Consider the following 24,257-nt stretch of genomic DNA (forward strand, 5'->3'; position numbering starts at 1 on the left):
AGCAGGCGTCTTTTTTGAGCTTGTGACTCATCAGTTCATCGACCTGTCCCACCTACAACAGCAGTCGATCAATGGCCTGAACAGCATGCATCCGCAACGACAAACCCTGCACAACGAACTGCACGCGCGTCCGTCACTGTATTTCGACGAACCGGCCCATGTGTTTCATCTGGCCTTCCTTGGCGGGGAGCCACAGTGCAACGCGCTGCTGGAGCGCTGCTGCCCGACGCCAATCGATCCTCATGCTGCCCAGGGCATCACCCGACTCGATGGCCACGCCCTGAAATGGGAACGCCACGCCGAGTTCTTCACCCTGACCCTGGTGGTCACTTCATCCAGCGATGACCTGTCCTGGACATCACTGCCCGAGGTGCTGGCGCAAAAGATCGATGCGCATTTGCCGCAGCTGATCAACTCGGTGCAGATCGTCGTGCGTGGCGAAGCCGGCCTGGACCTCGCCGGCTACGGTTTCAAGGACCCATGCGGTTCCTGCGTAGGCGGTGGCGATGCGGTGGTCTGGAGCGATTTTCGTCTCAGCGAGGACGGCAACAACCACATCCTGTTCATCAACCGGCGCCTCAATGCTTACCGCCAAGGGCGGATGATCCGTCGTTTGCTGGAAATCGAAACCTACCGCATGATGGCCTCGTTATCGTTGACCACGGCCAAGACCTTGAGCGCGCAACTCGATGTCTTTGACAAGACCTTGGTTACCCTATCCGAGCGTAACGCCGACGCCGACAGCGGTAACGCGAAAGCCCTGCTGGCTGACATCTCCAACCTGTCAGCCCAAGTGGTCAGCAGCACCGCGAAAACCCGCCACCGCTTCAGCGCCACCCAGGCCTATGCGCAACTCGTGTACGAGCGCCTGGGCGAATTGCGGGAAAGTCACGTCGGCGATTGCCAGCGTCTCGGGGTGTTCATCGAACGGCGCTTCAAACCCACCGTCAGGTACTGCACCGCCACCGAACAACGCCTGGAGCACCTGGCCAAAAGCGTGGCCAACCTGGGCGACCTGTTGCAAGCCCGGGTCCAGGTGGAAATGGAAGAACAGAACTCGGAAATTCTCAAAAGCCTCAACGCCCGCGCCGATGCCCAGATCAAGATCCAGCGCGCCGTGGAAGGCCTGTCGATCATCGCCATCACTTACTACCTGCTGAACCTGCTCAAGCTCGGCTACTCAGGGTTGCACCTGCTCGGCGCCGAGGTGGCCCCGCGAGAGGCAATGCTGGCGATGACGCCCCTCGCGATTGCGATCCTTGCGCTGATTATTTTCCGCATCAAGAAAGTCAAAGAGCACTGATACGGTAAGTCGCAGGGAAGCGCCATCCCCCATCAGGACGGGAACAGGTCCAGTGTGCGCTCGACCTCTTGAATGTCGATCTTGAAGCCATCGCCCTCTGGCGTTCCGACCACAAAGCCAAAATTCTGGTGGTCGCGATCCGTCAGGTACTTGAAGTAGCTGACGAAACGGTTCGGTGGCTGCAGTACCAGCAACGAACCACCCTGCGGCAGTACATTCACACCATGAACCAGTTGGCTCCCTTCGACCCCCATCACGATCCGCGCCCCGGCACATGTCGCCACGATGGTCGGCACATCTGTTTTCAAAGGATCGACTACGCGAAACCCTCTGCTTTTGCGCAGATGTTCAGCGAGCTCCCTTTCATTGCGTAAATAGCGCAAGTCACCGTCGCCACCTCGCAGAATGAACACGCCGGGGTGTGACTCATAGCTCACGTGCGACAGGAGTTTTTCGCCCATGGCACGGAAACGTAAATGCCTGCTTTGATTGTTGCTCACATCGTCGAACAGCACGAGTTCACGAAAAAACGCACTGTGCAGGCGAAGCGGTTTCATATCAAACCAGTCCTCATAAGCGGGAGCCTGGGTAAACAGAGGAAACCTGGCAGAGGGCGCGGTGGTTATCGGGACGCCTTCGTTACATGCCAATGAATAGGTCGGGCAGTCTTCCATCAACCACGTACCAAACCATGTATTTCCGTTTTGCGTGCAGTAGGCGGCGCCGCGCTCGATTTCGTTTTCCACGAGAATTCGCGGAAACATACCGGGCTTGAGAGACAGCCAGTGACTTGCATTGTTCTTGTAGAGCGCTCCATCGATCAGCCAGACATCCTTGATCAGGTAGCCACGTGTCGGGCCTTGCACAACGGTGCCCAGCCCTTCCATTGTGCGAGCGGGATGCTCGAAAGGATAAAAGCGCTTTGCCTCCCAGCCTGTGACACGGTCCATTTGATTGGGCAGGAAGAAAGCAGGCGGAGAATACGATGTGCCACCCGGAGCCACGTCCCAGGTTTTCGCCGCCAGGCTTTTCAAGTTGATCTCCGCCTTTCGGACGAATCTTTTTCTTGCCATGTACCGGTAGGCGGCAAGGGTCCATTTTTTCCGATTGCCCGTGGTTGAAGTGCTGATTGGCGAGACATTGCTTTCCATGAAAAGTCCTCCCTGCACAACAGGGTCAATAGTCAGACGCGAAGCGCTCTGTTTATTTCAGGCCTGGAAATTGTTCAGCTCGATGCAATCCTTTTCATAATGGGTGGGGTCTGCAAACTGGCATAGCGACTACGCAAGGTTTCGAGAAACTGTTCGCCCGAGTTCCTGGCGCAATAAAGATAAATCTTGTGCAGCCCGCCAAATACCATTTCATGATAACGGCTGGCCACTTCCTCATCGCTTGGCCCGTCCGGCAAGCCAAGGTGAAGGGTCAATTCCTTGCCTTCAACCGCGAATAACGGTGTATCCCAGAGGAATTTGGCCGCCCCTGTCTTGGGCAGCCGGACAAACATGTAAGCGTGGTTGCCCATGGAATCAATATCACCGCCGCGCCTTCTTTTCCATTTCAGAAGTCCGTCATCCGGCCGCGCCAGGCAAAGACCGATGTCGTAATAATCGAAGCCATTGTCTATCGCCCATTCAAGTGCCATGAAGGTGGTAATCGAGTTCACTTCACGCAGTCTTTTGGCATCTGAAAAAATCGCCTCGGTGTATCCGAAACGCAGCGTGCTCCAGTAGCGCTTTCCGCCCCGGGTTATTACACAGCCAAGGTGACAGGCAACGACCTCGTCCTCCAGCATGATCAGGTCGAGCCGGCCGACGGTCTTGGCAATCCTGAAGACCTCCGGCGTGGCAAATTGCGCAGCGTGGATGCCTTGCCTTGCCGTGGCATAAGGTCTAAGCATCTCCCTATCGGCCTTTTCAATGTCTTCGTCCAACAGCGTCTGGACCATTCGGTAGCGCGGCCGGTTCTTGCGGATGTTTCGCCGTAATTCGCTGTCGTATTTTGTGGTGATCTCCTCGACGGATCGCCCCAGCGGTACGACGGCACTCAAATACAGGGGTACAAACAAGGCCCCCGAAGTCGGCATTTCACTCACCACCACTACATGGCTCGACACGCCAGGTTGCGCTTCGACGTCGACAACAGGGGAATTACCCTGGGTCTTTCCCCTGATGAGAAGCTTGGCCATCTCGCGCTTCTTTTTTCTTCCGATATAAAGGATTTCGTAGGGACTTTCGTTCTGCGCTCTGAACCTGGCAATCTCCCAGCGCCAGAAACACGCACGCCCAAGGATGTCTCGCAACCAGTGTGAAGCGTTTCTAATCTCATACCGCATTGAAGGAGATATCAGTTTGCGGATAACGGCCGCCACGTTCTCTTTCATTTCTTCGTCATCCTTTGAGCTTTCTTTGGGGCAGATCAGAAAAAGATCAAGGCGGAACTTCAAAGTGGCGCGCTTAAACCTTGATATAAAAGACATTTATTGATGACGAACGCTCTCACGTTCAGTGACTAGTAAAGTTCAAGGTAGCCACTTTGCAAGCGATATGAAGTGGCGTCAGTTGTCTATTTCATGACGCCAATTTTTCTTCCAGATCCGGTACAAAAATCTCGAACTCAAGCCATGGCATCGAATCCAATGTTCAGGCCAATGGAGGTCATTAAAATGAACAACGATGACAGTGTTAACGACGTCGAATCAGACGAAAATTCAAACGCCGAAACAGATCGTGAGAACAGGGGCACGGGCGCCAAAGAGGCGAATGAAACCGTCACGCCCTCTTCACCCCGAACCCGGGAGCAGGAAGCTGAGGAGCTCAATCGGAAAATAGCGGAGATAGAACGCAAAGTGGCGGACGGTAACTAGCAACACGCCAAGGGCCGTGAGGCCATCATCTGAAGCCCTTCCGTTCCTGTACGTCGTCACGCATTTGCATTGACATTGGACGGGGCTTGACCGGGTTCCGGTGCTACGCTTTTATTTCCTCGAATAGAGAACGAAGCGATGCTCACCGAACCCTCACCCCCCAGACGTTCACGACTGTAGCCATGAAACAGATCCTGATCGGTGGTATCACCGTAGCGCTTATCGGCACGATGACGTATGGGTTTTTCCAATGGAAAACCGTCGAAAGCCAGAAACACGACATGCTGTGCGGAGAAGCCAAGCAGACGCTCAAAGGCGTGGAAATCCGGGCGCGGGCGTTGGCTGCCGGGCTGTCCGTAGAAGCCTATGGCAAGGCTGAAGAAGACGAAGTGGCGACACTCATTGGTGCACTCGACGCCGCCAAGAGCGACGCAGAAGTCGATTCGGTCATAGAGGCTCACGCGGCCACCATCGAAGCAGAGGATGCGGCTATTGACGCCGAGGTTGATACCCGAGGCGATCAGACATTTCTCGAGCAACGACTGGTGAAGCAGCGGATCCCGGTCGACGTCAAGCAAGAACTGCAACGCGCCGCGAAGGCTGTTAGCGTCAGGTGCAGTTAGTAATCAACAGTAGTGCCCTCCTCCACAGCCCCAAGTAACAGTCCCCGATATCCTCGTGCAAGACCAACCCGCCGAACCTACTCCCACAGATTGACCAACGCTTGCGGCACCATCACGAACTTCAGCCCGCGTCCGGTTTGCGGACGGGAGGATGATCATGGTCAATACTTAGAGACTGGGTGTACGTCGCACGAGCCGCACGTCGGGCGGCTAATCCACGGGAGGTTCGTCATGTCTGGTCAATCCCGCTTCATGCTGGTTGCATCACCGCTGATGGAACACAGCCCCGCTTTCGACAGGGCCGCTGCGCTGGCCAAGGCCGAAGACGCCGCGCTGCACATCGTCGCCTTCGATTACCTAGAGGGTCTGGCAACCGCCAGTCTGGTCAATGAAAAGGCCCTGGAACAGATGCGCGTGGGCTACGTCGAGCGCCACCGCCAATGGCTTGAGGAACAGGCCCGTCCCTTGCGCAAAATCGGGGTTCACGTCACCACCGAAGTGGCCTGGGTAGAACGTCCGCTGGAAGAAATCCTGATTCACCTCAAGGAACAGCCGATGGATGTGCTGATCAAGGCGCTGGAGCACGAATCCCTGTTGTCGCGGCTGATATTCACCCCGCTCGATGTGCATTTGTTGCGCGAATGCCCGGTACCGCTGCATTTCGTCAGCCACGCCGTGCACGCGCTGCCCCGAAAGATCGTTGCGGCGGTCGACCCCTTTCATCGCGATGACCATTACAAAACCTTCAACGACCGGATCCTTCACGAGGCGGCGAAACTGGCGAGTGCCTGTAATGCCGAGCTCGATGTGGTCTATGCCTATGACCTTTCATCCATCAGTGCCGATGAATTCGGCTTCGACAACGGTTCGGCGTTCTTCTCGTCGGGCAAGGCCAGGACCGTATTCGATTACCAGGAGGACGCCTTCAACGACCTGGCCGAGCGCAACGGCATCGCGCCGGAGCAGAGGCACATGATCATGGGTAACCCGGCCAAGGTCCTCACCCGCTATGCCGACGCCTATGACGTTGATGTGATTGTCATGGGCCGGATTGGCCATCGCGGCATGGGCCGGCTGATCGGCAGCACGGTGGAGCATCTGCTGTACAAAATGCCGTGCAGCGTTTGGGTGGTGTACACCGAGCGGCTGGATGAATAATTGCCCCCCCGACAAAAACACTATCCCCCTGTGGGAGTGAGCCTGCTCGCGATGGCGGATTTTCAGTCAACATCAATGTTGAATGTAAGGCCCTCATCGCGAGCAGGCTCACTCCCACAGGGGGATAGTGTTGCCAGCTCAACGCCGGGTGATGACTACTTCCAGGTATTCACTCGGCACCACCAGCGATTTTTCTCCCGCTCGGTTCAAGCGGTTCAACAGTTCAGTCAGGTCGTTTTCCAGCGCCTGGGCGCCTTCAGGAGGTAGCGCCGCGAAGGCTTTGTGGACTGGGCCGTACCAGGTGCGGAACGTGTCGATGAAATGCGCGGCCGAGCGGTAACGGAAGTTAAAGGTCTTGCGCGCTACCTGGAGCAGGAAGTCTCGTTCGTCGAACTGCGTGCGCAGCCAGGCTTCGGTGCCCCACTGCGAAGGCGGTTGAGCGCCCGGCGGTGGCGGCAGGTGGCGGCCGAGGGTCTTGAACATCTGGCCGACAAAACCTTCGGGCGTCCAGTTGGCGAGGCCGATCCGCCCTCCGGGACGACAGACCCGCGCCAGTTCCGCCGCGGCCCTGGGCTGGTCCGGGGTAAACATCACGCCGAAGGTCGAAAGCACGGCATCGAAGCTGGCATCCTCGAACGGCAAGGCTTCCGCGTCAGCCACTTGAAAGGTCACGTCCAGGCGTTCTGCCCTGGCTCGGTCTTCGCCGCGTTCCAGTAGCGCGGCAACATAGTCGGTAGAGGTGACGTGGCAACCACGGCGCGCGGCAGCGAGCGTCGCGTTACCGTTGCCGGCTGCCACGTCGAGCACGCGTTCATCGCAGAGCAAATCGCAGGCTTCGGCCAGTTGCTCACCGACAATCTGCAAGGTGGTGCCGATCACGGCATAGTCGCCACTGGCCCAAGAGGCCATCTGACGGTTTTTCAAGGCAGTTAGATCAATGGGTGTACTCATGGATTCTTTCTCCGGCGGAGTGGGATCACTGAGCAGGAACCGGCGGATACTGACTCCGCCGTCATGGGATCGATAATGTTCAGGACCGGGGAAACGCTGACGCTGCGCCCGGGATCTCGCGTTCTATAACAAACTTGGGCATGGCAACCTCTCATTCTTTTTATTGATGACAGGGTCGGCAGACCCTGTGTGCCAACTATCGCGCCGGGCAACGCTGGCGTCCTGCCCGATCGTCGGCCAACCCTGCCCGATCGTCTGGAGATTTCACGGGTGGCGCTGTTGATTTACAGGTTCATGCGGCAGGTACGGGGGTTTTGGCGTCAGCCTTGGCCTCTTCGAGCAACTGCTGAATCATCTTCTCCTGAGCCTCGTAGCGGCCTTCACCAAAATGGGTGAAACGCACCTGGCCCTTGGCGTCAATCAGGTAATGAGCCGGCCAGTACTGGTTGTCGAAATTGCGCCAGATCGCGTAGTTGTTGTCGATAGCCACCGGGTAGGTGATGCCGAGCTTTTTCACCTGATCCTTGACGTTGTCGATGATGCGCTCGAAACCGTATTCAGGGGTGTGGACGCCGATCACCACCAGGCCATCCTTCTCGTATTTCTTCGCCCAGTCCTTCACGTACGGCAAGGTGTGCTGGCAGTTGATGCAGTCGTAGGTCCAGAAATCCACCAGCACCACTTTGCCTTTCAGCGAATCGTTGCTCAGCGCCGGCGAGTTGAGCCATTCGACCGCACCGGACAGCGACGGCATCGGGCCTTGGGCGTTGTCCATGGACGACTCTGCGCTGACCTTGCTGACGAAGTAATCGACGACTTTCGGCACGGTTTCCAGCACGCGTTGCTCAACCGTCGTCAGGCTTTCGGATGAAGTGCCGGCCAGCAGTGTCTTGTCGGCACCGGTAGAAATCACCGCCGCAGCCGCCAGCACCGCAACCCCCGTACCCCGACGCAGCCAACCGGTGACCGGAATCGACGACTTCAAGCGATTGACCAGCCCGCGGCCGGCGAAAATCAAGGTGCCCAGGGACAATGCGCTGCCCAGGCCGTACGCCACCAGTAACAGGCTGGTTTGAGCGTTTGCGCCTTGCAGCATGGCGCCCGTGAGGATGACCCCGAGGATCGGTCCGGCGCACGGAGCCCAGAGCAGGCCGGTGGCGACGCCGATCATGACCGAACCCAACGGGCCGGACATTTTGCGGGTGTCTGGATCGAGGCGGTTGCCCAGCGCCACGAAGGGCCGGGCCAGCCAGTCACCGACACGGGCGGAAATCAGCGACAGGGCAAACAGCGCCATTACGATGAGGGCCACGTGACGGCCGGAATTATTGGCGTGTACCACCCACTCGCTGCTGACCACGGCCAGGCTGGAAATCAGGGCGAAAGTCAGGACCATGCCGCCAAGGGTGAGCAGGATCGAGGAACGTGTGCGTTTGACACCGGCGAACAGAAACGGCACGACCGGGAGGATGCAAGGGCTGAGGACGGTCAATATGCCGCCCAGGAAAGCGATGAGAAACATGAAATCACCTTGAATATAGAGAGGGGCGACACACCACCCATCCCTGTGGGAGCGAGCCTGCTCGCGATGGCGGTCTGGCAGTCACTGAAAGGCTGAATGTGCTGCCGTCATCGCGAGCAGGCTCGCTCCCACAGGGAGACAGTGGCGTTTACAGAATTTAGCTAGAGCGTCAGACCGCCTGGTTTTCCAGCTGCTGGTCCTGCGGCGTACGGCTGGTACCGTCCTGCGCCAAAAAGGCGTTCCCGCCCTTCTGCGCCACCGGCGTCAGCTGAAAGCAAGTCGCGCTGCCACAGCTTTTCTGTTCAACAGCAGCATTGGCATGGGCAGCGGCGCCCGCCACGGAGAAGGCAATGGCCGTCAAAAAGCGGCTTACGTTGTTCATGATGTTCCTCCTGTTTGAAATGGGTCAGCGCAGGACTCAGTTGTCTGAGTTGCAGCTATCCGCAAATTTGCGATAGTCCAGGACCTGGGTTTTGTTATGGGAATCCAGGTAAGTCAGCTGGGCATCCACAACTGCGCAGGAAGTCGAGTCGTCCTGTTTCAGCGACACCACTTTCTTGATGTCCAGTTGCGTGCCGTAGGTGTAGGTTTTAGCGGCGACATCGGCTTCGGCGCGGGCCGACAAGGTGCAGATGTTCAGGGCGGCAAACAGGCAAGCAGCACAGACGGCTTTGGTGTTCATGGTGGTTTCCTCAAGGCTTCAACAGGGCAATCGTTGATTGGGCCGAGGCGGTTTGATTTGCCTCGATGGAACCTATTAGAAGCTCGAGAGGTATCTCGTCTGTGTCGGGAACAGGCGCGGGTAAATCGTTACGTATCAGAACCGGGCCGGGATACACAGCGATACAAATGCCCTGAAAACGGGGGTTTTTGCGTCCACGTGTATCCGCCGACAGGCCAGATACACTGCAATACAAAGGACTGCGGGCGAGCGGGCCAAGGCTCGATAGACTGCGCGACATCCCCCATCTACAGAGGCCTGGCCAAATGGAACACGTCGATCACATTCTCATCGTGGACGATGACCGCGAGATCCGGGAACTGGTAGGCAACTACCTCAAGAAAAACGGCCTGCGCACCACCGTCGTGGCCGATGGGCGGCAAATGCGCACGTTCCTGGAGTCCACGCCGGTGGACCTGATCGTGCTCGACATCATGATGCCGGGCGACGATGGCCTGGTGCTGTGCCGTGAGCTACGCGCCGGCAAACACAAGGCCACGCCAGTGCTGATGCTCACCGCGCGCAACGATGAAACCGACCGCATCATTGGCCTGGAAATGGGCGCCGACGATTACCTGGTCAAGCCTTTCGCCGCCCGTGAACTGCTCGCCCGCATCAACGCGGTGCTGCGCCGCACGAGGATGCTGCCACCCAACCTGGTGGTCACCGAAAGCGGTCGCTTGCTGGCCTTCGGACGCTGGCGCCTGGACACATCGGCCCGGCACCTGCTCGATGAAGACGGCACGATGGTCGCCCTCAGTGGCGCGGAATATCGGTTGCTGCGGGTGTTCCTCGATCACCCTCAGCGGGTGCTCAATCGCGATCAATTGCTGAACCTGACCCAAGGCCGCGATGCCGACCTGTTCGACCGCTCCATCGACTTGCTGGTCAGCCGCTTGCGCCAGCGCTTGCTGGACGATGCCCGCGAACCGGCCTACATCAAAACCGTGCGCAGCGAAGGCTATGTGTTTTCCCTGCCGGTGGAAGTCCTCGGGGCGCCCTCATGAACCTCTCGATGCGCTGGCCTCGCACCCTCGCCTCGCGGCTGTCGCTGATCTTCCTGATCGGCTTGATTCTCGCGCAGGCGCTGTCTTTCGGCGCGCAGTACTACGAGCGGTACGAAAGCACGAAAAACACCATGCTGGGCAATCTGGAAACCGACGTCTCGACCTCCATCGCCATCCTCGACCGCTTGCCGGCAGAAGAGCGCATGAGCTGGCTGCAACAACTGAATCGACGTAACTACCGCTATTTGTTGAACGAAGGCTCGCCGGGCATGCCGATGAGCGATTCACCCATGGCGATGACGTCGATCAAGGAGGCCATCGGCAAGGATTACCCGATGACGGTGACCGACATCCCAGGGCCAGAAAAACATTTTCAGGTCCACCTGAAACTGGCGGACGGCAGCCCGGTGACCATCGACGTGCGACCCTCGATGGTGCCGTTGTCGCCTTGGCTGCCCATCGTGTTGCTGGGGCAATTGGCACTGATGCTCATCTGCACCTGGCTGGCGGTGAGAATCGCCATCCGCCCCCTCACCCGCCTCGCCCAGGCGGTGGAGACCCTGGACCCCAACACCCACGCGGTGCACCTGGACGAACAAGGCCCGACCGAAGTCGCACATGCCGCCAAGGCCTTCAACTCGATGCAGGCGCGCATCGCCGCTTACCTCAAGGAACGCATGCAACTGCTGGCGGCGATTTCCCACGACCTGCAAACCCCGATCACCCGCATGAAACTGCGCGCCGAATTCATGGACGATTGCGCCGAGAAAGACAAACTCTGGAATGATCTTGGCGAGATAGAACACCTGGTGCGCGAAGGCGTGGCCTATGCCCGCAGCGTGCATGGCGCCACCGAGGAAAGTCGCCGCACCAATCTGGACTCGTTCCTCGACAGCCTGGTGTTCGACTATCAGGACATGGGCAAAGACGTGCAGCTCGGAGGCAAAAGCGACGCGGTGATCAACACCCGGCCGCACGCCTTGCGGCGGGTGTTGGTGAACCTGACGGACAACGCGCTGAAGTTCGCCGGCGCCGCCGAGTTGTGGGTGGAAGCGAAGGCTGACGGCAGTGTGTCGGTGAAGGTGATGGACCGCGGGCCGGGGATTGCCGAGGAGGAATTGGCCCAGGTGATGGAGCCTTTTTATCGCGTGGAAAACTCGCGTAACCGCAGTACCGGCGGGACCGGGTTGGGATTGGCGATTGCGCAGCAGTTGGCGCTGGCGATCGGGGGATCGTTGACGTTGAGTAATCGTGAAGGCGGTGGGTTGTGCGCGGAGCTGAAATTACCGGCTCAGGCTCAGTAGCTGATCGTTCCCACGCTCCGCGTTGATCGTTCCCACGCTCTGCGTGGGAATGCAGCCCGGGACGCTCCGCGTCCCTTTCGAGAGCTGGAACGCGGAGCGTCCCTAGTGGCATTCCCACGCAGAGCGTGGGAACGATCAGTTCAGGGTCAGGCCGGATAGTTGGCGCGCAGGGCTTCAAGACCGCCCTGGTAAATCCCGGCAAACAAATCCTCAACCTCTTTATTACTCACACCGACAGGGGTAAACCGCCCGGACCAAGTCACTCGCGCGCCCTGCCCCTGCGCATCAACACGGATAGTCGCCAGGTAGTCAGTAGCCGGAAACGGTGCCTGCAAAATCGAATAACTGTAAGTCTTCCCGGCGTTATCAAACGTCTCCAACCGTTCAACCACCACTGCGCCGTCCGCCGTTTGCAGGCTGCGCACCCGGCCGCCTTCACTCAGCTCGCTTTGGGGAATAAACGGCAGCCAGTCCGGCAGCGAGTCAAAGCCGCCAATCAATTGCCAAACCTGCTCGGCGGTCGCCGGAATGTCGATGAATGCTGATGCTGTAGCCATGAAATATTCTCTCTCAATCAAAAAGGTTCAAATCGCCATGCTGTCGACAACACCACCGTCGACCCGCAAAGCCGCGCCAGTAGTGGCCGAAGACAGCGGCGAGGCGATATAAGCCACCAGATTCGCGACTTCCTCGACATCCGCCACGCGTTGGATAATCGAACTCGGCCGGGCCTTGCGCACGAAGGCGTCGGCTTCTTCCCGAACGCTGCGCCCCGATTTGTCAGTGGCGTCTTTGAGCATCTGCTCCAGGCCATCGGTCAACGTCGGGCCAGGCAGGATTGCATTAACCGTCACCCCGGTGCCCGCCAGCCGCTTGGCCAAACCATGGGACACCGCCAGGTTGGCGCTTTTGGTCACGCCGTAGTTGAGCATGTCGGCCGGTGTTGCGACCCCGGATTCCGAGGACAGGAAGATCACCCGGCCCCAGCCCTGCTTGACCATGTCCGGCACGTAATGCCGTGACAGGCGCACGCCGGAGATCACGTTGACCTCATAAAAACGCGTCCACTCGCTGTCCGGTGCGTCGAAGAAATCCACATCGTTGAAGATCCCGAGGTTGTTCACCAGGATGTCCGCCCGCGGTTCGGCGGCGAACAACAACTCGGCGCCTTCGGCAGTGCCCAAATCGGCGGTCAGGCCACGCAACCGCGCATCCGGCACGCTCTGACGAATGCTCGCCAGCGCCTGTTCGACCTTGGCCGTCTCGCGGCCGATCACCACCACCGTGGCGCCGGACTCGGCCAATGCCTTGCTGATGCCCAGGCCAATGCCGGCGGTGCTGCCGCTGACAATGGCGAGTTTTCCACTCAGATCGATGTTCATGCTCAACCTCCAATGATCGGCAATGGCGCGCGTTCGGACACCAGTTTCGCCTCGCGCATCGCCTGCCAGAACGCAGCGGGAATGACCGCCGACATCGCGGCAACGTCTTCAGCAATCCGATCGGGACGGCTGGAGCCTGGAATCACCGCCGCCACGGCCGGGTTAGCCAACGAAAACTGTAACGCCGCTGCCTTGATGTCGACACCATGGGCGGCCGCAATTCGCTTGATCTGCTCGACTTTATTGATGATCGCCGGGCTGGCTTTCTGGTACTCGAAGTGTGTGCCACCGGCCAGAATGCCCGAGCTATAAGGACCACCGACCACAATCTCGACGTTCTGCGCCAGCGCGGCGTCCATCAAACGTTGCAAGGCACGATCGTGATCGAGCAGCGTGTAGCGACCGGCCAGCAGAAAACCGTCCGGCTGGGCTTCGGTCAAATCCAGGGTCAGCTCGCACGGCTCAACCTTGTTCACGCCCAGCCCCCAGCCCTTGATCACGCCTTCTTCGCGCAAGCGGGTCAGTACCTTGAAGGCGCCGGTGCGGGCCTGGTTGAAGTATTCCAGCCATTGATCGCCGTAGAAGTCCTGGGCGATGTCATGCACCCAAACGATGTCCAGCCGATCGGTTTGCAGGCGCTTGAGGCTGTCTTCGATGGAGCGCAGCGTGGCGTCGGCGCTGTAGTCGTTGACGATCTTGTTCGGGCGGCCGTGTTCGAACACTCCGCTTTTTTCGCCCAAATCACGGGCTGCGGCGTCTTCGACTTCATCGAGAATCACTCGGCCGACTTTGCTGCTGAGTACGTAGTCGTCGCGGTTGTACTGGGCCAGCGCGGTGCCCAGGCGTATTTCCGACAGGCCCGAGCCATAAAACGGAGCGGTGTCGAAGTAACGCACACCGGCATCCCAGGCGGCGTGGACGGTGGCGAGCGCCTCGTCTTCAGGAATGGCGCGGAACATGTTGCCCAATGGGGCGGTGCCGAAACCGAGGGCGCCAGGTAGTTTGTCTTTCAAGCTCATGGGTTTTTCCTCTTGAGTGTCAGGGGTCAGCAGAGGTGACCGTTGAGCAGATCCTAGATTGCGATGATCGGACCGTCCAAGACATAATGTGCAGCACTTGAGTCCCCAGAAGTCTGACATGATCGACATCCGCCAATTGCGCTACTTCGTCGCCGTCGCCGAAGAAGAACACGTCGGTCGCGCCGCCGAACGCCTGCACATTTCCCAATCGCCCCTGAGCCGGCAGATCGCCCAGCTCGAAGAACGCCTGGGGCTGACCCTGTTCGAACGCAGCCAGCAACGCATTCGCCTGACCCGCGATGGCCAGACTTTCCTGGCTGAAACCCGTGCCCTGCTGACCCACGCCAATCGCCTGGAATCCCTGGGCAAGCGTCTCGGTCGCGGCGAAGAAGGCGGCTTGTGCATCGGCTACATCGAAAATGCCATGCACGCCGGCGTTCTGCCTAATGCCCTGCGGGTCCTGCGGGTCGACCGGCCGAACGTGCACGTCGCGCTGTACAACCTCAATTCCGCCGAACAACTCGAAGGCCTGCGTCAGCGTAGTCTGGATATCGCCCTGGTCAGCGAACCGCCCGTCGCCGACGACCCGGACCTGCTGGGTTTTCAGGTGCTGGACGATCCGATGCTGCTGGCCCTGCCCGAGCATCATCCGTTGGCTAACCACACCACACTGACCCCGGCAGATCTGGCCGATCAGGAATGGATCGGCGTGCAACCCCGCCAGGACGCCGCCAGCCGCGACGACTTCGTCAGCGCCTGCATCCGCGCCGGTTTCACCCCGGACATTCGCATGGAAGCCACTGAACCGTTTACCGCATTGGGGTTGGTGGCCTCGGGGCTGGGCATCGCCATGATCCAGAAAGGCCTGAGCCGCAACGCACCACCCGGCGTGGTGCTGCGCGAAGTGCCATGGATTTCATTCACCACGCCGCTGTGGGCCGCGTGGCACCGGATCAATTTGCGACCGCTGGTGGAAACGTTCAGGAAAGTGCTGACCGAACCGGGCCCGGCCACCTAATCGTCCACTCTGCGTGAGAAGCACACAAAACCCTGTGGCGAGGGGGCTTGCCCCCGTTCGGCTGCGAAGCAGTCGTGAATCCTGTGCACTCGGTTTACCTGAATGAACGCGATTGCAGGTTTTGGAGCCGCTGCGCGACTCAACGGGGCGGTGCGACGTTTCGCTAAACCCCCTCGCCACAGGGTTTGGTGCTTTACTGAAAAGATCCCAAAACCCAGCGAGAACCCCGCATGAACCGCAACGACCTGCGCCGCGTCGATATGAACCTGCTGGTGATTTTCGAAACGCTGATGTTCGAAAAGAACCTGACCCGGGCCGGAGAGAAGCTGTTTCTCGGCCAGCCTGCCGTCAGTGCCTCGTTGGCCAAGTTGCGCGACCTGTTCGACGACCCGCTGCTGGTGCGTAACGGTCGGGTGCTGGAGCCGACCCAGCGCGCATTGGCGATTCTCAAGGAATTGCAGCCGGCGATGGACACCATCTCCGGCGCGGTCAGCCGGGCCAAGGATTTCGACCCGTCCACCAGCCGCGATGTGTTTCGCATCGGCCTGTCCGACGACGCCGAGTTCGGCTTGTTTCCGCCGCTGCTCAAGCAAATACGCGAAGAAGCGCAAAACGTTGTGGTGGTGGTGCGGCGGGTGAATTTCCTGCTGATGTCGTCGATGCTCTCCACCGGGGAGATTTCTGTCGGCATCAGCTACACCACGGAACTGCCAGCCAACGCCAAGCGCAAAAAACTGCGGGACCTGAGCGTGAAGATCCTGCGCGGCGACAATCGTCCCGGCCCCCTGACCCTGGATGATTACTGCGAACGTCCCCATGCGCTGGTGTCGTTTTCCGGGGATTTGACCGGGGCCATCGACAACGACCTCGCACGTATCGGCCGCTCACGCCGGGTGGTGCTGGCGGTGCCGCAATTCGCCGGCCTGCGCGCCTTGCTGGCCGGCACCGATATGCTGGCCACGGTGCCGGACTACGCGGCGTGCGCGCTGATCGAAGGCAGCAGCCAGTTGCGCGCCGACGACCCGCCGTTTGACATCGTGCTGTCGGAACTGTCCATGGTCTGGAACGGCGTCAACGATAACGATCCGGCAGAACGTTGGTTGCGCTCGAGAATTGCGCAACATATGTCGGCGCCGCTGCCGGGGCTCTAATCGGTTGGAAGGACGCGGGGTCAGTCTCACGCAGGTAGACCGGCAGGTCAGTGACCGGCGGCATGACCGGGATCTCGAAATACATCTGGATCACCCAGCCGCGGTGATAACTGGCGTGGTTGACCACATGCATCAATATCGCCCCGGCGCTCATGACGCCGCTTTCACCCGAGACAAAGCTGAACTCGACGGGCTTATCCAGCGAGGCATCGGTCTGCCGTTCGCTCCAATCGCAGTACCAGTGATCGATGTCTTTTTGCGCCTGGCGCAACTCGGCGAGTTCGGGGTGCAGCAAATCGTGTGACGTCTTGAAGCCGTGCCCTCGGCCTTCGAGGTGGGCCTGCCAGATGCAGTCCACTACGTAGAGGTGGTTCAGGGTGCCGATCATGTTCTTGAACACCGAGACGCGCTCTTTATTGACCTCACCCGGAGGCAGTGCAGCCAAGCTGTCAAAGAGGCGTTGATTGGCCCAGCGCTTGTAATCGGCCAGCATGCGGGCAGTGCGTACGTTAATCATCGCAGGTCTCCCATTGTGATGGGCGCACTGCAAAGCATAGACCTCACGGCGAGCGGCATCGCAAACGCTGATTACCGGTAGCTCCGCCGTAACACGACCTATGTAGCAGCTGTCGAGCAACGCGAGGCTGCGTTCGGCTGCGCAGCAGTCGTGAATCCTGTGCACGCGATTTATCTGAGACACCGCAGCGTATGGTTTAGCGACGGCTTCGTCCGAACGCGGCCCGCACCGAACGCAGCCTCGCGTTGCTCGACAGCTGCTACATAGGTCGTGGTTTGGCTAATATCGTCGTTACCCGATCGGCCAGCGCCAGGCAACTGGTCAAGCCCGGTGACTCGATACCGAACAGGTTCACCAGCCCCGGCACACCATGCTCGGCCGGCCCACTGATGGCAAAGTCGGCCGCCGGTTCGGCAGGCCCGGTGATTTTTGGGCGGATACCGCTGTAGGCCGGTTGCAGGCTGTTATCGGGCAATCCCGGCCAGTAACGTCGGATCGCTTCATAGAAACCATCGGCACGGCGCGGATCCACACGATAGTCGACCTGATCGACCCATTCGACGTCCGGCCCGAAGCGCGCCTGGCCGCCCAGGTCCAGCGTCATGTGCACGCCCAGCCCCGCACTTTCCGGGGCCGGATACACCAGATGCCGGAATGGCGCCCGGCCGCTGAAACTGAAATAGCTGCCCTTGCACAATCGAGCCTCGGGAACGTGCTGCGACGGCAAGCCGTCAATCCGGCTCGCCACCTCCGGCGCGGACAGCCCGGCGCAATTGATCAACTCGCGGCAGCTCAAGGCCGTCGGTTGCGCGCCGCCCATTTGCAGTTCGAAACCTTGCTCGGTGCAACGGGCTGACATCAATGGCGTATGAAAAACCAGCGACGTGCCGCTGGCTTCGGCATCCCCCTGAAGCGCCAGCATCAAGGCATGGGAATCGACGATCCCGGTGGACGGCGACCAGAGCGCAGCGACGCAGGACACTTCCGATTCAAGTTGCCGCGCCTGTTCGGCGTCCAGCCATTGCAGGTCATCGACGCCATTGCTGTGGCCCTGCGCCAACAACTTCCGCAAGCCCGCGCACTGACCGTCATCGGTGGCCACAATCAGCTTGCCCAGGCGCCGATAATCGACGCCGCGCTCATCGCAATAGGCGTAAAGGCGTTGCTTGCCCTCCACGCACACTTGCGCCTTGAGGCTGCCGCTCGGGTAGTAAATGCCGGCGTGGATCACTTCCGAATTGCGCGAGCTGATGCCCACGCCAATGCCCTCGCCCGCCTCGACCAGGATCACCTCCCGCCCGCTGCGGGCCAGGGCTCTGGCGACCGCCAGCCCGACCACTCCGGCCCCGACCACCACGCATTCGATATCGACGCTCACCTGTCCTGCGCTCCTTTCACGCCAGCCCTCGTTCCCGATAATCGATCAGGCTGGAGAATATCGCCAGCAGCATGGCCATGACCACGAAGAAGATCAGCACCAGGAAATACGACCCGGTGAACTGCACGATCAACCCGATCAGGATCGGCACGATCACCCCGGCCATGTTCCCGCAGAAGTTCATGGTGCCGGCCAGTACGCCGGTTTTCGAGGTGCCGCCAAGGATCGACGGAATACACCAGTACATGCCGCACCAACGAATGAAAAACATCGCCACGCAAAGCAAACCGATCGCTTTGCTGGCCTCGCTCGCATACGCCACCGCCAGCATGCACAGGGCCGCCACCAGCGCCGAGCCGCTGAACATGCTGCGCATCACCAGGTTTGGCGAGGCGCCGCTGGATTTCCATTTGTCCCCCAGATAACCGCCAACCAGCTCGCCGACGAAACCGCACATGAAAATCAGGAAAGTCGCCCCGCCCATGCTCGAAATGTTCAGGCCGTGGGTCTGGTGCAGGTAGCTCGGCATCCAGGTCAGCAAACCGTAGAACACACTGAGAATGCAGCAATAACCGGCGAACATCGCCAGCACCGAACGATCCTTGAGCAGCTCCTTGAGAGGAATGCTGGTGACCGCGCCGGGTTGGTTGACTTTGGTATTGCCCTCGGTGATGTGCGCCAGTTCCGCAGCATTCACCCCAGGGTGTTCGCTGGGATGGTTGCGGATGTATTTCCAGGCCAGCACACCCGCGAGCATGGTGCCGACGCCAGCAATCACGAAGGCGATGCGCCAGGAGTCGAACCAGCCGATCAGGCCGGCAATGATGATCGCGCCGAAGGCACTGCCCAGCGGTGCACCGCCATCGACCAGCACCGCGCCGCGTCCGCGTTCGTTTGGGGTCAGCCAGGCGCCATTGAGCTTGGCCCCGGCCGGCATGATCGGCGACTCGGCAATGCCCAGGCCCATGCGGGTGATCAGCAGCGTGATCCAGTTGTGCGCGCCGGCGGCCAGGGCCTGAAAGGCGCCCCAGGCGACGGTCGCAATGACGATGACACGACGGGTCTGGAAACGATCCAGCAGCATGCCGCCAGGAATCTGCATCAATGCGTAGGACCAGAAAAACGCGCTGAGCATCAAGCCTTCCAGCGCCGGCGGGATCTGGAACTCACTGGAAATCAACGGCAAGGCCACCGACAACGAAGCGCGGTCGATGTAGTTGATCGCGGTCAGCAGCAACATGATGAGGAAGATCCGCCAGCGCACGCTGGTCGGGCGCTCGGTGGCGGTCAGGGACAGCGTTTCGGCACTCGGATTGTTCATGAGGGGCGCTCTTTATTGTTGTGGATGCAAGCGGCCCAATGCCTGTCAGCCACCGCAATCCTTGTGGGAGCGAGCTTGCTCGCGATAGCTGACTGGCAGACAACTCATCTGTTGAATGTAAGACCGCTATCGCGAGCAAGCTCGCTCCCACAGGTATTGCGTCTTGTCTGCCTGGCATTGGGTAAGCGGCTCCACTCTAATCACGCACCCGACAGCTGAATAATGAGGGGATCTGATTGGGGGATCACTGAACGTCATCCCCCAATCAATCAGAACGTACCAGGGTAGCTGCCGCCGTCCAGCAACAGGTTTTGCCCGGTAAGGAAACCAGCGTGGGCGCTGCAAATGAACGCGCAGTACGCGCCGAACTCGTCGGGCTGGCCGAAACGCTGGGCCGGCACGTGCTGGCGCCGCTGCTCGCTGATGCTCTCAAGCGTGGTGCTGTTAGCTTCGGCGGCGGCACTGAGGGTTTTGTGCAGGCGCTCAGTCTCGAACGGGCCTGGCAGCAGGTTGTTGATGGTGACGTTGTGCCCGGCCAGCCGCGACTGACGCGCGAGCCCGGCGATGAAACCGGTCAGCCCGCTGCGAGCGCCGTTGGACAGGCCCAGCACATCGATCGGCGCTTTCACCGCGCCAGAGGTGACGTTGACGATGCGCCCGAACCCTCGCTCGGCCATGCCATCGACGCAGGCCTTGATCAGCTCGATGGGCGTGAGCATGTTGGCGTCCAGCGCTTTCAACCAGTCTTCGCGCTGCCAGTCACGGAAGTCACCCGGCGGCGGACCGCCAGCGTTATTGATCAGGATGTCCACCTGCGGACACGCCGCCAACACCTGCTCGCGCACCGCAGGCGTGCTGATATCCCCGGCCACCGTGCGCACTTCGATGCTCGGTGCCAGGTTGCGCAACTCTTGAGCTGCAGCCTGCAAGGTTTCGTTGCCACGGGCGTTGATCACCAGGTTGACGCCCTCCTTCGCCAAGGCTCGCGCGCAGGCCAGCCCCAGGCCCTTGCTGGCGGCGCAGACGATGGCCCAGCGGCCCGATATTCCCAATTCCATGACGATGCTCCAGTCGGTTCGAAAACCTTACGTTACCACTGCGATAGGACACATCAGGGGATGACAAAGGGTGATCGCCGGATCAGACCTTTTCATTATCAGCCGCCTCCCACGCTTATTACTGTCTCCAGACCAATAAGAACCGGAGACACCCATGAACCCGTTCCAGTTTTATTTCCCCACGACCCTGAAAAGCGGCAACGGCCTGGTGCGTCAGGCCGGTGCGTTGCTCAAGCCGCACGTTCGAAAAAAACTGCTGGTGGTCACCGACGCAGGGCTGATGGCGTCGGGTGTGATGGAAGGCTTTTTCACTTCGCTGGTCGAGAGTGACATTCACTACGAAGTGTTTTCCGGTGTCGAACCCAACCCCACCACCGACGTGCTGGAACGCGCCGTGGCATTCCTGAAGAACCACGACTGCGATTCGGTCATCGGCGTCGGGGGCGGTAGCAGCATCGACACCGCCAAAGGTGTGGCGGCCATGGCCACCAACCCCGGCAACATCCTCGACTACGAGGGCTACGACAAACTGCTGCACCCGCCTCTGCCGATCTTTGCCATTCCGACCACCTCCGGCACCGGCAGCGAATGCACCGCCTCCACCGTGTTCACCAACACCAAAACCCTGTTCAAGACTGTGATCATCAGCCCGGCGCTGTTTCCGAAACTGGCGATTCTCGACGCCGAACTGACCCTCAAACTGCCGCCGTCGATCACCGCGGCCACGGGCATGGACGCCTTGACCCACGCCATCGAATCCTACGTGTCGAAACAGGCCAACCCGGTCAGCCAGGCCCTGGCGCTGCAAGCGATCAAGATGATCTGCACCCACCTGCCGAAAGCGTTTTTCAGCGGCTCCGACCTGCACGCCCGGGAACAGATGCTGCTCGGTTCGTTCCTCGCCGGCGTCGCGTTCGCTCAATCGAAACTGGGCAACGTGCACGCGATCTCCCACACCTTCGGCGGCGTATTCAACATTCCCCATGGCATCGCCAACGCGACGCTGCTGCCCTACGTCATCGAATACAACCTCGCGGCCTGCCCGGAGCTGTTTCGTGAAATCGCCGTGGCCATGGGCGAGAACGTCGATGGCCTGAGCGTTGCCCGCGCCGGGCACAAAGTGGTGGAACACGTGGTGGCGCTGAACAAGGCCATCGGCATTCCCGACAACATCAAGGACCTGGGCGTGGACCTGGACTACATGCCGCAAATGGTCAGCGACTCGATGCGCAGCGGCAACGTGCTGGTCAATCCACGCCTGACCACCGCCGCCGACATCGAACGAATCATCAGCAACGCCTGGCACGGCACTCACTCCTGAAGAGACGACGCCCATGTTTTACGAAATGCGCACCTACACGATTCAAATCGGAAAAATGCAGACCTACCTCAAGCACTTCGAGGAAACCGGCCTGCCGGTGATCTCCCGCTACACCACGCTGGTAGGTTGGTGGTACACCGAAATCGGCGAGCTGAATCAGGTCATCCACATCTGGGCCTACCAGAGCCTGGATGACCGGATCAAGAAGCGCGCGGCGCTGTATCAAGACCCGGACTGGCTCGAAGGCTTCGTGCCGAAAGCGTTCCCGATGCTGGAAAAGATGGAATCGAAACTGCTGATCGCTGCGGATTTCTCCCCCATCAAATAATCCCAACACAGCTCCGATGGGCAACGCGAAACCTGTGGGAGCGAGCTTGCTCGCGATAGCGGTTGTTCATTCAACATCGATATTGACTGTTCCGCCGCCATCGCGAGCAAGCTCGCTCCCACAGGTACAGCGCATGGATTCAAGTCCGTCGGCATCCGCTCAAACCAAGGAAACCCTCATGTGCGACCACAATCCCAATAACACCGCCGCCGACCGTTCTCCCGACATCAAAGCCTTGCTCGAAGGCCTGCCGACCAACTGGGGAAAATGGGGACCCGACGATGAAGTCGGCGCCCTGAATTACCTGCAAAGCGCAGAAATACTCCGGGGTATCGCCTCGGTTCGCCAGGGCAAGACCTTCACCCTGCAAGTGCAGATCGGCCACCCCAAAGGCGAACCCTTGTGGCCCGGCCGACGTCCGTCAATGCGCGTCAACGTGTTGGACAAGGGCCATTTCCTGGCCGGCAAGAGCCACTTCGACGGCCATGTGGAATACGCCGACGACGTGATCTTCATGCACCTGCAAGGCTCGACCCAATATGACGCGCTGGGCCACGTCTGGCACGACAATAAACTGTGGAATGGCTACGACGCCATGAGCACCATCGGCAGCATGGACAAGGCCAGCATCCTGCCGATCGCCGAGCGCGGGATTGTCGGGCGTGCGGTGCTGATCGACATGGCTCGCCATCGCGGCAAAGCGGTGCTGGACAAGGGCGAAACCTTCAATCACCTGGACCTGTTGGCTGCGGCGACAGCCCAGGGCGTCGAGATCCAGAAGCGCGACATCCTGATCATCCGCACGGGTTGGATCGGCTCGTTCTATGAGCGCGAGCCGGAGGAGTTCTACAAGGATTTCGCCGAGCCGGGCCTGACCTTCAGCCGCGAGCTGGTGGAATGGTTTCACCAGATGGAAATCCCCAATCTGGTGACCGACACCATGGCCAACGAAGTGGCGGTCGACCCCACCTCGGGCGTGCTGATCCCGCTGCACAATGCCTTGATGCGCAACCTCGGCGTGACCTTCACCGAAGTGGCGATGCTTGATGCTCTGGCAAGTGATTGCGCTGAAGACGGCCAGTGGCAGTTCCTCTATACCGCCGCGCCGTTGAAGGTCGTTGGCGGCACGGGTGCACCGGTCAATCCGATCGTGATCAAGTAATCAGGTCCTGCTGCAATTCGTTGATCAGCAGGGTCGCCGCCGGGGAAAGATCGGCGCCGGCCCGGCTGATCACGCCGTAGGGCTCGATCAATGCACGCATCGACACCGGCAGTTTCACCAGCAAATCGTGTTGTTCGCAGAACCTGGCCACTTCCACCGGGATCACTGCCAACAAGGTCGGATCCTGTTGCACCAATAAAATGGTGGCAAAAATCGATGAGGTTTCCAGCGGATACCGGGGAGTCCCCAGCCCTGCCTCATTCAGCTCACGCTCCAGGGTCTGACGCATCGGCATGTCCTTGGGATAGACCACCCAGCGGTAGTCGCTCAACTGCGATAGCTGCAAAGACTCGGCGCTGGCCAGCGGATGGTCCTTGCTGGCGACCACAGCCAAGGGTTCTTCGCTCAGTTCGATGCAGTCATAGGCATCCGAACGCTGGCCGACGCTGGTGCGACAAATCGCCAGGTCCAGTCGTCCCTGATCCAGCAACCCGAGCAACGTGGCGCTGGTGTTTTCCACCAGTTCCACCGACAGCTCCGGCTGCTTCAGGCGCAACTCGGTCAGGGCCCGGGTCAGCAACGGCACCGCCCCCATGATCACCCCCACCGAGAGCCGCCCGCCCTGGCCCTGCATGATGCTGAGCATTTCTTCGCGAAGGTGCTCGACATCGCTGTAGATCAGCCGCGCATAACGAATCATGCAACGGCCCATTTCGTTGGCCACCAGGCCTTTGGGCTGGCGTTCGAACAGCGGCATGCCGAGCAACGATTCGACTTCACCCAACGCCTTGGTGGCGCCGGACTGGGAAATCGAAATCTTCTCGGCGGCCTTGTGCAACGAGCCGCGATCATCCAGCGCGATCAGCAGACGCAGTTGTTTGAGGCGCAAACGTGCAGCGATGCTGCAAAGGGAAGGAACCATGTCCGTGTGTTCTCGATTCAAGAGGTAAACAATGACTGCGGCAACGCACACTTCGAATCCGTAACGCAAAACCGTAGCAGCTGGCGAAGCCTGCGTTCGGCTGCGAAGCAGTCGTAAAACCTGAGTACGCGGTTTTTTCTGACACACCGCATTGCCTGATCTCACGACTGCTGCGCAGCCGGACGCAGGCTTCGCCAGCTGCTACAAAGTGTGCGTTACGGCTTCGAA

General features: G+C 59.9%; 25 protein-coding genes. 11 read left to right on the forward strand and 14 right to left on the reverse strand.

Annotated features, from left to right (window positions below; all coding sequences use genetic code 11):
• The first annotated feature begins 85 nt into the window (after positions 1 to 85).
• Positions 86 to 1,303: a DUF3422 domain-containing protein gene (locus tag BLW70_RS22870; protein WP_074880763.1), complete on the forward strand. Its 1,218-nt coding sequence runs from the start codon at positions 86 to 88 to the stop codon at positions 1,301 to 1,303.
• A 32-nt stretch (positions 1,304 to 1,335) separates the two neighbouring features.
• Here BLW70_RS22870 and BLW70_RS22875 read toward each other — a convergent pair whose 3' ends face one another.
• Both BLW70_RS22875 and BLW70_RS22880 read right to left on the reverse strand, forming a co-directional pair.
• On the reverse strand, positions 1,336 to 2,454 hold the full coding sequence (locus tag BLW70_RS22875; protein ID WP_074877853.1) for a glycosyltransferase 61 family protein: 1,119 nt from the start codon (positions 2,452 to 2,454) through the stop codon (positions 1,336 to 1,338).
• A 74-nt stretch (positions 2,455 to 2,528) separates the two neighbouring features.
• A complete protein-coding gene (locus BLW70_RS22880; RefSeq protein ID WP_074880766.1) occupies positions 2,529 to 3,683 on the reverse strand; it encodes a hypothetical protein in 1,155 nt (384 codons plus the stop codon).
• Positions 3,684 to 3,965: 282 nt separating this feature from the next.
• On the opposite strand from BLW70_RS22880, the gene BLW70_RS22885 reads away from it, so the two are divergent.
• From BLW70_RS22885 to BLW70_RS22895, 3 genes are all read left to right on the forward strand, one after another.
• Entirely contained in the window at positions 3,966 to 4,166 is a 201-nt protein-coding gene (locus BLW70_RS22885; RefSeq protein WP_074880770.1) for a hypothetical protein, read from the forward strand.
• A 182-nt stretch (positions 4,167 to 4,348) separates the two neighbouring features.
• Positions 4,349 to 4,789, forward strand: coding sequence for a hypothetical protein (locus tag BLW70_RS22890; RefSeq protein ID WP_074877855.1), 441 nt, complete (start codon positions 4,349 to 4,351; stop codon positions 4,787 to 4,789).
• A 231-nt stretch (positions 4,790 to 5,020) separates the two neighbouring features.
• Positions 5,021 to 5,947: a universal stress protein gene (locus tag BLW70_RS22895; protein WP_074877856.1), complete on the forward strand. Its 927-nt coding sequence runs from the start codon at positions 5,021 to 5,023 to the stop codon at positions 5,945 to 5,947.
• A gap of 138 nt (positions 5,948 to 6,085) precedes the next feature.
• On the opposite strand, the gene BLW70_RS22900 is transcribed toward BLW70_RS22895, so the two are convergent.
• From BLW70_RS22900 to BLW70_RS22915, 4 genes are all read right to left on the reverse strand, one after another.
• A complete protein-coding gene (locus BLW70_RS22900) occupies positions 6,086 to 6,898 on the reverse strand; it encodes a class I SAM-dependent methyltransferase (RefSeq protein ID WP_074877858.1) in 813 nt (270 codons plus the stop codon).
• 292 nt (positions 6,899 to 7,190) lie between these two features.
• Complete coding sequence (locus BLW70_RS22905) at positions 7,191 to 8,420, reverse strand: cytochrome c biogenesis protein DipZ (RefSeq protein ID WP_074877860.1); 1,230 nt, start codon at positions 8,418 to 8,420, stop codon at positions 7,191 to 7,193.
• A 169-nt stretch (positions 8,421 to 8,589) separates the two neighbouring features.
• Complete coding sequence (locus BLW70_RS22910; protein ID WP_074877862.1) at positions 8,590 to 8,802, reverse strand: hypothetical protein; 213 nt, start codon at positions 8,800 to 8,802, stop codon at positions 8,590 to 8,592.
• 36 nt (positions 8,803 to 8,838) lie between these two features.
• On the reverse strand, positions 8,839 to 9,102 hold the full coding sequence (locus BLW70_RS22915) for a DUF2790 domain-containing protein (protein ID WP_074877864.1): 264 nt from the start codon (positions 9,100 to 9,102) through the stop codon (positions 8,839 to 8,841).
• A gap of 305 nt (positions 9,103 to 9,407) precedes the next feature.
• On the opposite strand from BLW70_RS22915, the gene BLW70_RS22920 reads away from it, so the two are divergent.
• Positions 9,408 to 10,148: a response regulator gene (locus BLW70_RS22920; RefSeq protein WP_074877865.1), complete on the forward strand. Its 741-nt coding sequence runs from the start codon at positions 9,408 to 9,410 to the stop codon at positions 10,146 to 10,148.
• Positions 10,145 to 11,452 carry a sensor histidine kinase gene (locus BLW70_RS22925; RefSeq protein WP_074877867.1) on the forward strand — a complete coding sequence of 436 codons (1,308 nt, stop codon included), beginning with the start codon at positions 10,145 to 10,147 and terminating at the stop codon, positions 11,450 to 11,452. The genes BLW70_RS22920 and BLW70_RS22925 overlap by 4 nt, the downstream gene beginning before the upstream one ends.
• 146 nt (positions 11,453 to 11,598) lie before the next feature.
• On the opposite strand, the gene BLW70_RS22930 is transcribed toward BLW70_RS22925, so the two are convergent.
• From BLW70_RS22930 to BLW70_RS22940, 3 genes are read right to left on the reverse strand one after another with little or no spacing between them, the layout of a single operon-like run.
• Entirely contained in the window at positions 11,599 to 12,009 is a 411-nt protein-coding gene (locus tag BLW70_RS22930) for an SRPBCC family protein (protein WP_074877869.1), read from the reverse strand.
• A gap of 27 nt (positions 12,010 to 12,036) precedes the next feature.
• Positions 12,037 to 12,834 (reverse strand): SDR family NAD(P)-dependent oxidoreductase, encoded by a 798-nt coding sequence (locus BLW70_RS22935; RefSeq protein WP_074877871.1) that lies wholly within the window; start codon positions 12,832 to 12,834, stop codon positions 12,037 to 12,039.
• Positions 12,835 to 12,836: 2 nt separating this feature from the next.
• Entirely contained in the window at positions 12,837 to 13,853 is a 1,017-nt protein-coding gene (locus BLW70_RS22940; RefSeq protein WP_074877873.1) for an aldo/keto reductase, read from the reverse strand.
• Positions 13,854 to 13,971: 118 nt separating this feature from the next.
• Between BLW70_RS22940 and BLW70_RS22945 the strand changes: the two genes are divergently transcribed.
• Together BLW70_RS22945 and BLW70_RS22950 are read left to right on the forward strand one after the other, a co-directional pair.
• Positions 13,972 to 14,871: a LysR substrate-binding domain-containing protein gene (locus tag BLW70_RS22945; protein WP_074877875.1), complete on the forward strand. Its 900-nt coding sequence runs from the start codon at positions 13,972 to 13,974 to the stop codon at positions 14,869 to 14,871.
• Between the two features lie 230 nt (positions 14,872 to 15,101).
• The gene (locus BLW70_RS22950; protein ID WP_074877877.1) at positions 15,102 to 16,022 is read left to right on the forward strand and encodes a LysR substrate-binding domain-containing protein; all 921 of its coding nucleotides are present in this window, start codon (positions 15,102 to 15,104) and stop codon (positions 16,020 to 16,022) included.
• Here BLW70_RS22950 and BLW70_RS22955 read toward each other — a convergent pair.
• The 4 genes from BLW70_RS22955 to BLW70_RS22970 all read right to left on the reverse strand — a co-directional run bounded on the left by BLW70_RS22955 (position 15,943) and on the right by BLW70_RS22970 (position 20,296).
• Positions 15,943 to 16,539, reverse strand: a complete 597-nt coding sequence (locus BLW70_RS22955; protein WP_074877879.1) for a DinB family protein — start codon at positions 16,537 to 16,539, stop codon at positions 15,943 to 15,945. The genes BLW70_RS22950 and BLW70_RS22955 overlap by 80 nt on opposite strands.
• Before the next feature lie 259 nt (positions 16,540 to 16,798).
• Positions 16,799 to 17,917 (reverse strand): NAD(P)/FAD-dependent oxidoreductase, encoded by a 1,119-nt coding sequence (locus BLW70_RS22960; protein ID WP_074877880.1) that lies wholly within the window; start codon positions 17,915 to 17,917, stop codon positions 16,799 to 16,801.
• A gap of 16 nt (positions 17,918 to 17,933) precedes the next feature.
• Positions 17,934 to 19,238 carry an MFS transporter gene (locus BLW70_RS22965; RefSeq protein WP_074877883.1) on the reverse strand — a complete coding sequence of 435 codons (1,305 nt, stop codon included), beginning with the start codon at positions 19,236 to 19,238 and terminating at the stop codon, positions 17,934 to 17,936.
• Positions 19,239 to 19,507: 269 nt separating this feature from the next.
• Complete coding sequence (locus BLW70_RS22970; RefSeq protein ID WP_074877886.1) at positions 19,508 to 20,296, reverse strand: SDR family oxidoreductase; 789 nt, start codon at positions 20,294 to 20,296, stop codon at positions 19,508 to 19,510.
• 154 nt (positions 20,297 to 20,450) lie between these two features.
• Here BLW70_RS22970 and BLW70_RS22975 point away from each other — a divergent pair, with 154 nt between their 5' ends.
• The 3 genes from BLW70_RS22975 to BLW70_RS22985 all read left to right on the forward strand — a co-directional run bounded on the left by BLW70_RS22975 (position 20,451) and on the right by BLW70_RS22985 (position 23,107).
• Positions 20,451 to 21,617, forward strand: a complete 1,167-nt coding sequence (locus BLW70_RS22975; RefSeq protein WP_074877888.1) for an iron-containing alcohol dehydrogenase — start codon at positions 20,451 to 20,453, stop codon at positions 21,615 to 21,617.
• Between the two features lie 13 nt (positions 21,618 to 21,630).
• Entirely contained in the window at positions 21,631 to 21,945 is a 315-nt protein-coding gene (locus BLW70_RS22980) for an NIPSNAP family protein (protein WP_074877890.1), read from the forward strand.
• Positions 21,946 to 22,123: 178 nt separating this feature from the next.
• The gene (locus tag BLW70_RS22985) at positions 22,124 to 23,107 is read left to right on the forward strand and encodes a cyclase family protein (protein ID WP_074877892.1); all 984 of its coding nucleotides are present in this window, start codon (positions 22,124 to 22,126) and stop codon (positions 23,105 to 23,107) included.
• Here BLW70_RS22985 and BLW70_RS22990 read toward each other — a convergent pair.
• Complete coding sequence (locus BLW70_RS22990; RefSeq protein WP_074877896.1) at positions 23,100 to 24,029, reverse strand: LysR family transcriptional regulator; 930 nt, start codon at positions 24,027 to 24,029, stop codon at positions 23,100 to 23,102. The two genes, BLW70_RS22985 and BLW70_RS22990, sit on opposite strands and share 8 nt — an antisense overlap.
• Positions 24,030 to 24,257: the final 228 nt, after the last annotated feature.

This window comes from Pseudomonas frederiksbergensis (assembly GCF_900105495.1).
In the GTDB taxonomy this organism is placed as follows: domain Bacteria; phylum Pseudomonadota; class Gammaproteobacteria; order Pseudomonadales; family Pseudomonadaceae; genus Aquipseudomonas; species Aquipseudomonas frederiksbergensis.

Coding starts and splice junctions, on each gene's coding strand:
- BLW70_RS22870 (WP_074880763.1), top strand. CDS start 86: ATGCATCCGCAACGACAAACCCTGCACAACGAACTGCACGCGCGTCCG.
- BLW70_RS22875 (WP_074877853.1), bottom strand. CDS start 2,454: ATGGAAAGCAATGTCTCGCCAATCAGCACTTCAACCACGGGCAATCGG.
- BLW70_RS22880 (WP_074880766.1), bottom strand. CDS start 3,683: ATGAAAGAGAACGTGGCGGCCGTTATCCGCAAACTGATATCTCCTTCA.
- BLW70_RS22885 (WP_074880770.1), top strand. CDS start 3,966: ATGAACAACGATGACAGTGTTAACGACGTCGAATCAGACGAAAATTCA.
- BLW70_RS22890 (WP_074877855.1), top strand. CDS start 4,349: ATGAAACAGATCCTGATCGGTGGTATCACCGTAGCGCTTATCGGCACG.
- BLW70_RS22895 (WP_074877856.1), top strand. CDS start 5,021: ATGTCTGGTCAATCCCGCTTCATGCTGGTTGCATCACCGCTGATGGAA.
- BLW70_RS22900 (WP_074877858.1), bottom strand. CDS start 6,898: ATGAGTACACCCATTGATCTAACTGCCTTGAAAAACCGTCAGATGGCC.
- BLW70_RS22905 (WP_074877860.1), bottom strand. CDS start 8,420: ATGTTTCTCATCGCTTTCCTGGGCGGCATATTGACCGTCCTCAGCCCT.
- BLW70_RS22910 (WP_074877862.1), bottom strand. CDS start 8,802: ATGAACAACGTAAGCCGCTTTTTGACGGCCATTGCCTTCTCCGTGGCG.
- BLW70_RS22915 (WP_074877864.1), bottom strand. CDS start 9,102: ATGAACACCAAAGCCGTCTGTGCTGCTTGCCTGTTTGCCGCCCTGAAC.
- BLW70_RS22920 (WP_074877865.1), top strand. CDS start 9,408: ATGGAACACGTCGATCACATTCTCATCGTGGACGATGACCGCGAGATC.
- BLW70_RS22925 (WP_074877867.1), top strand. CDS start 10,145: ATGAACCTCTCGATGCGCTGGCCTCGCACCCTCGCCTCGCGGCTGTCG.
- BLW70_RS22930 (WP_074877869.1), bottom strand. CDS start 12,009: ATGGCTACAGCATCAGCATTCATCGACATTCCGGCGACCGCCGAGCAG.
- BLW70_RS22935 (WP_074877871.1), bottom strand. CDS start 12,834: ATGAACATCGATCTGAGTGGAAAACTCGCCATTGTCAGCGGCAGCACC.
- BLW70_RS22940 (WP_074877873.1), bottom strand. CDS start 13,853: ATGAGCTTGAAAGACAAACTACCTGGCGCCCTCGGTTTCGGCACCGCC.
- BLW70_RS22945 (WP_074877875.1), top strand. CDS start 13,972: ATGATCGACATCCGCCAATTGCGCTACTTCGTCGCCGTCGCCGAAGAA.
- BLW70_RS22950 (WP_074877877.1), top strand. CDS start 15,102: ATGAACCGCAACGACCTGCGCCGCGTCGATATGAACCTGCTGGTGATT.
- BLW70_RS22955 (WP_074877879.1), bottom strand. CDS start 16,539: ATGATTAACGTACGCACTGCCCGCATGCTGGCCGATTACAAGCGCTGG.
- BLW70_RS22965 (WP_074877883.1), bottom strand. CDS start 19,238: ATGAACAATCCGAGTGCCGAAACGCTGTCCCTGACCGCCACCGAGCGC.
- BLW70_RS22970 (WP_074877886.1), bottom strand. CDS start 20,296: ATGGAATTGGGAATATCGGGCCGCTGGGCCATCGTCTGCGCCGCCAGC.
- BLW70_RS22975 (WP_074877888.1), top strand. CDS start 20,451: ATGAACCCGTTCCAGTTTTATTTCCCCACGACCCTGAAAAGCGGCAAC.
- BLW70_RS22980 (WP_074877890.1), top strand. CDS start 21,631: ATGTTTTACGAAATGCGCACCTACACGATTCAAATCGGAAAAATGCAG.
- BLW70_RS22985 (WP_074877892.1), top strand. CDS start 22,124: ATGTGCGACCACAATCCCAATAACACCGCCGCCGACCGTTCTCCCGAC.
- BLW70_RS22990 (WP_074877896.1), bottom strand. CDS start 24,029: ATGGTTCCTTCCCTTTGCAGCATCGCTGCACGTTTGCGCCTCAAACAA.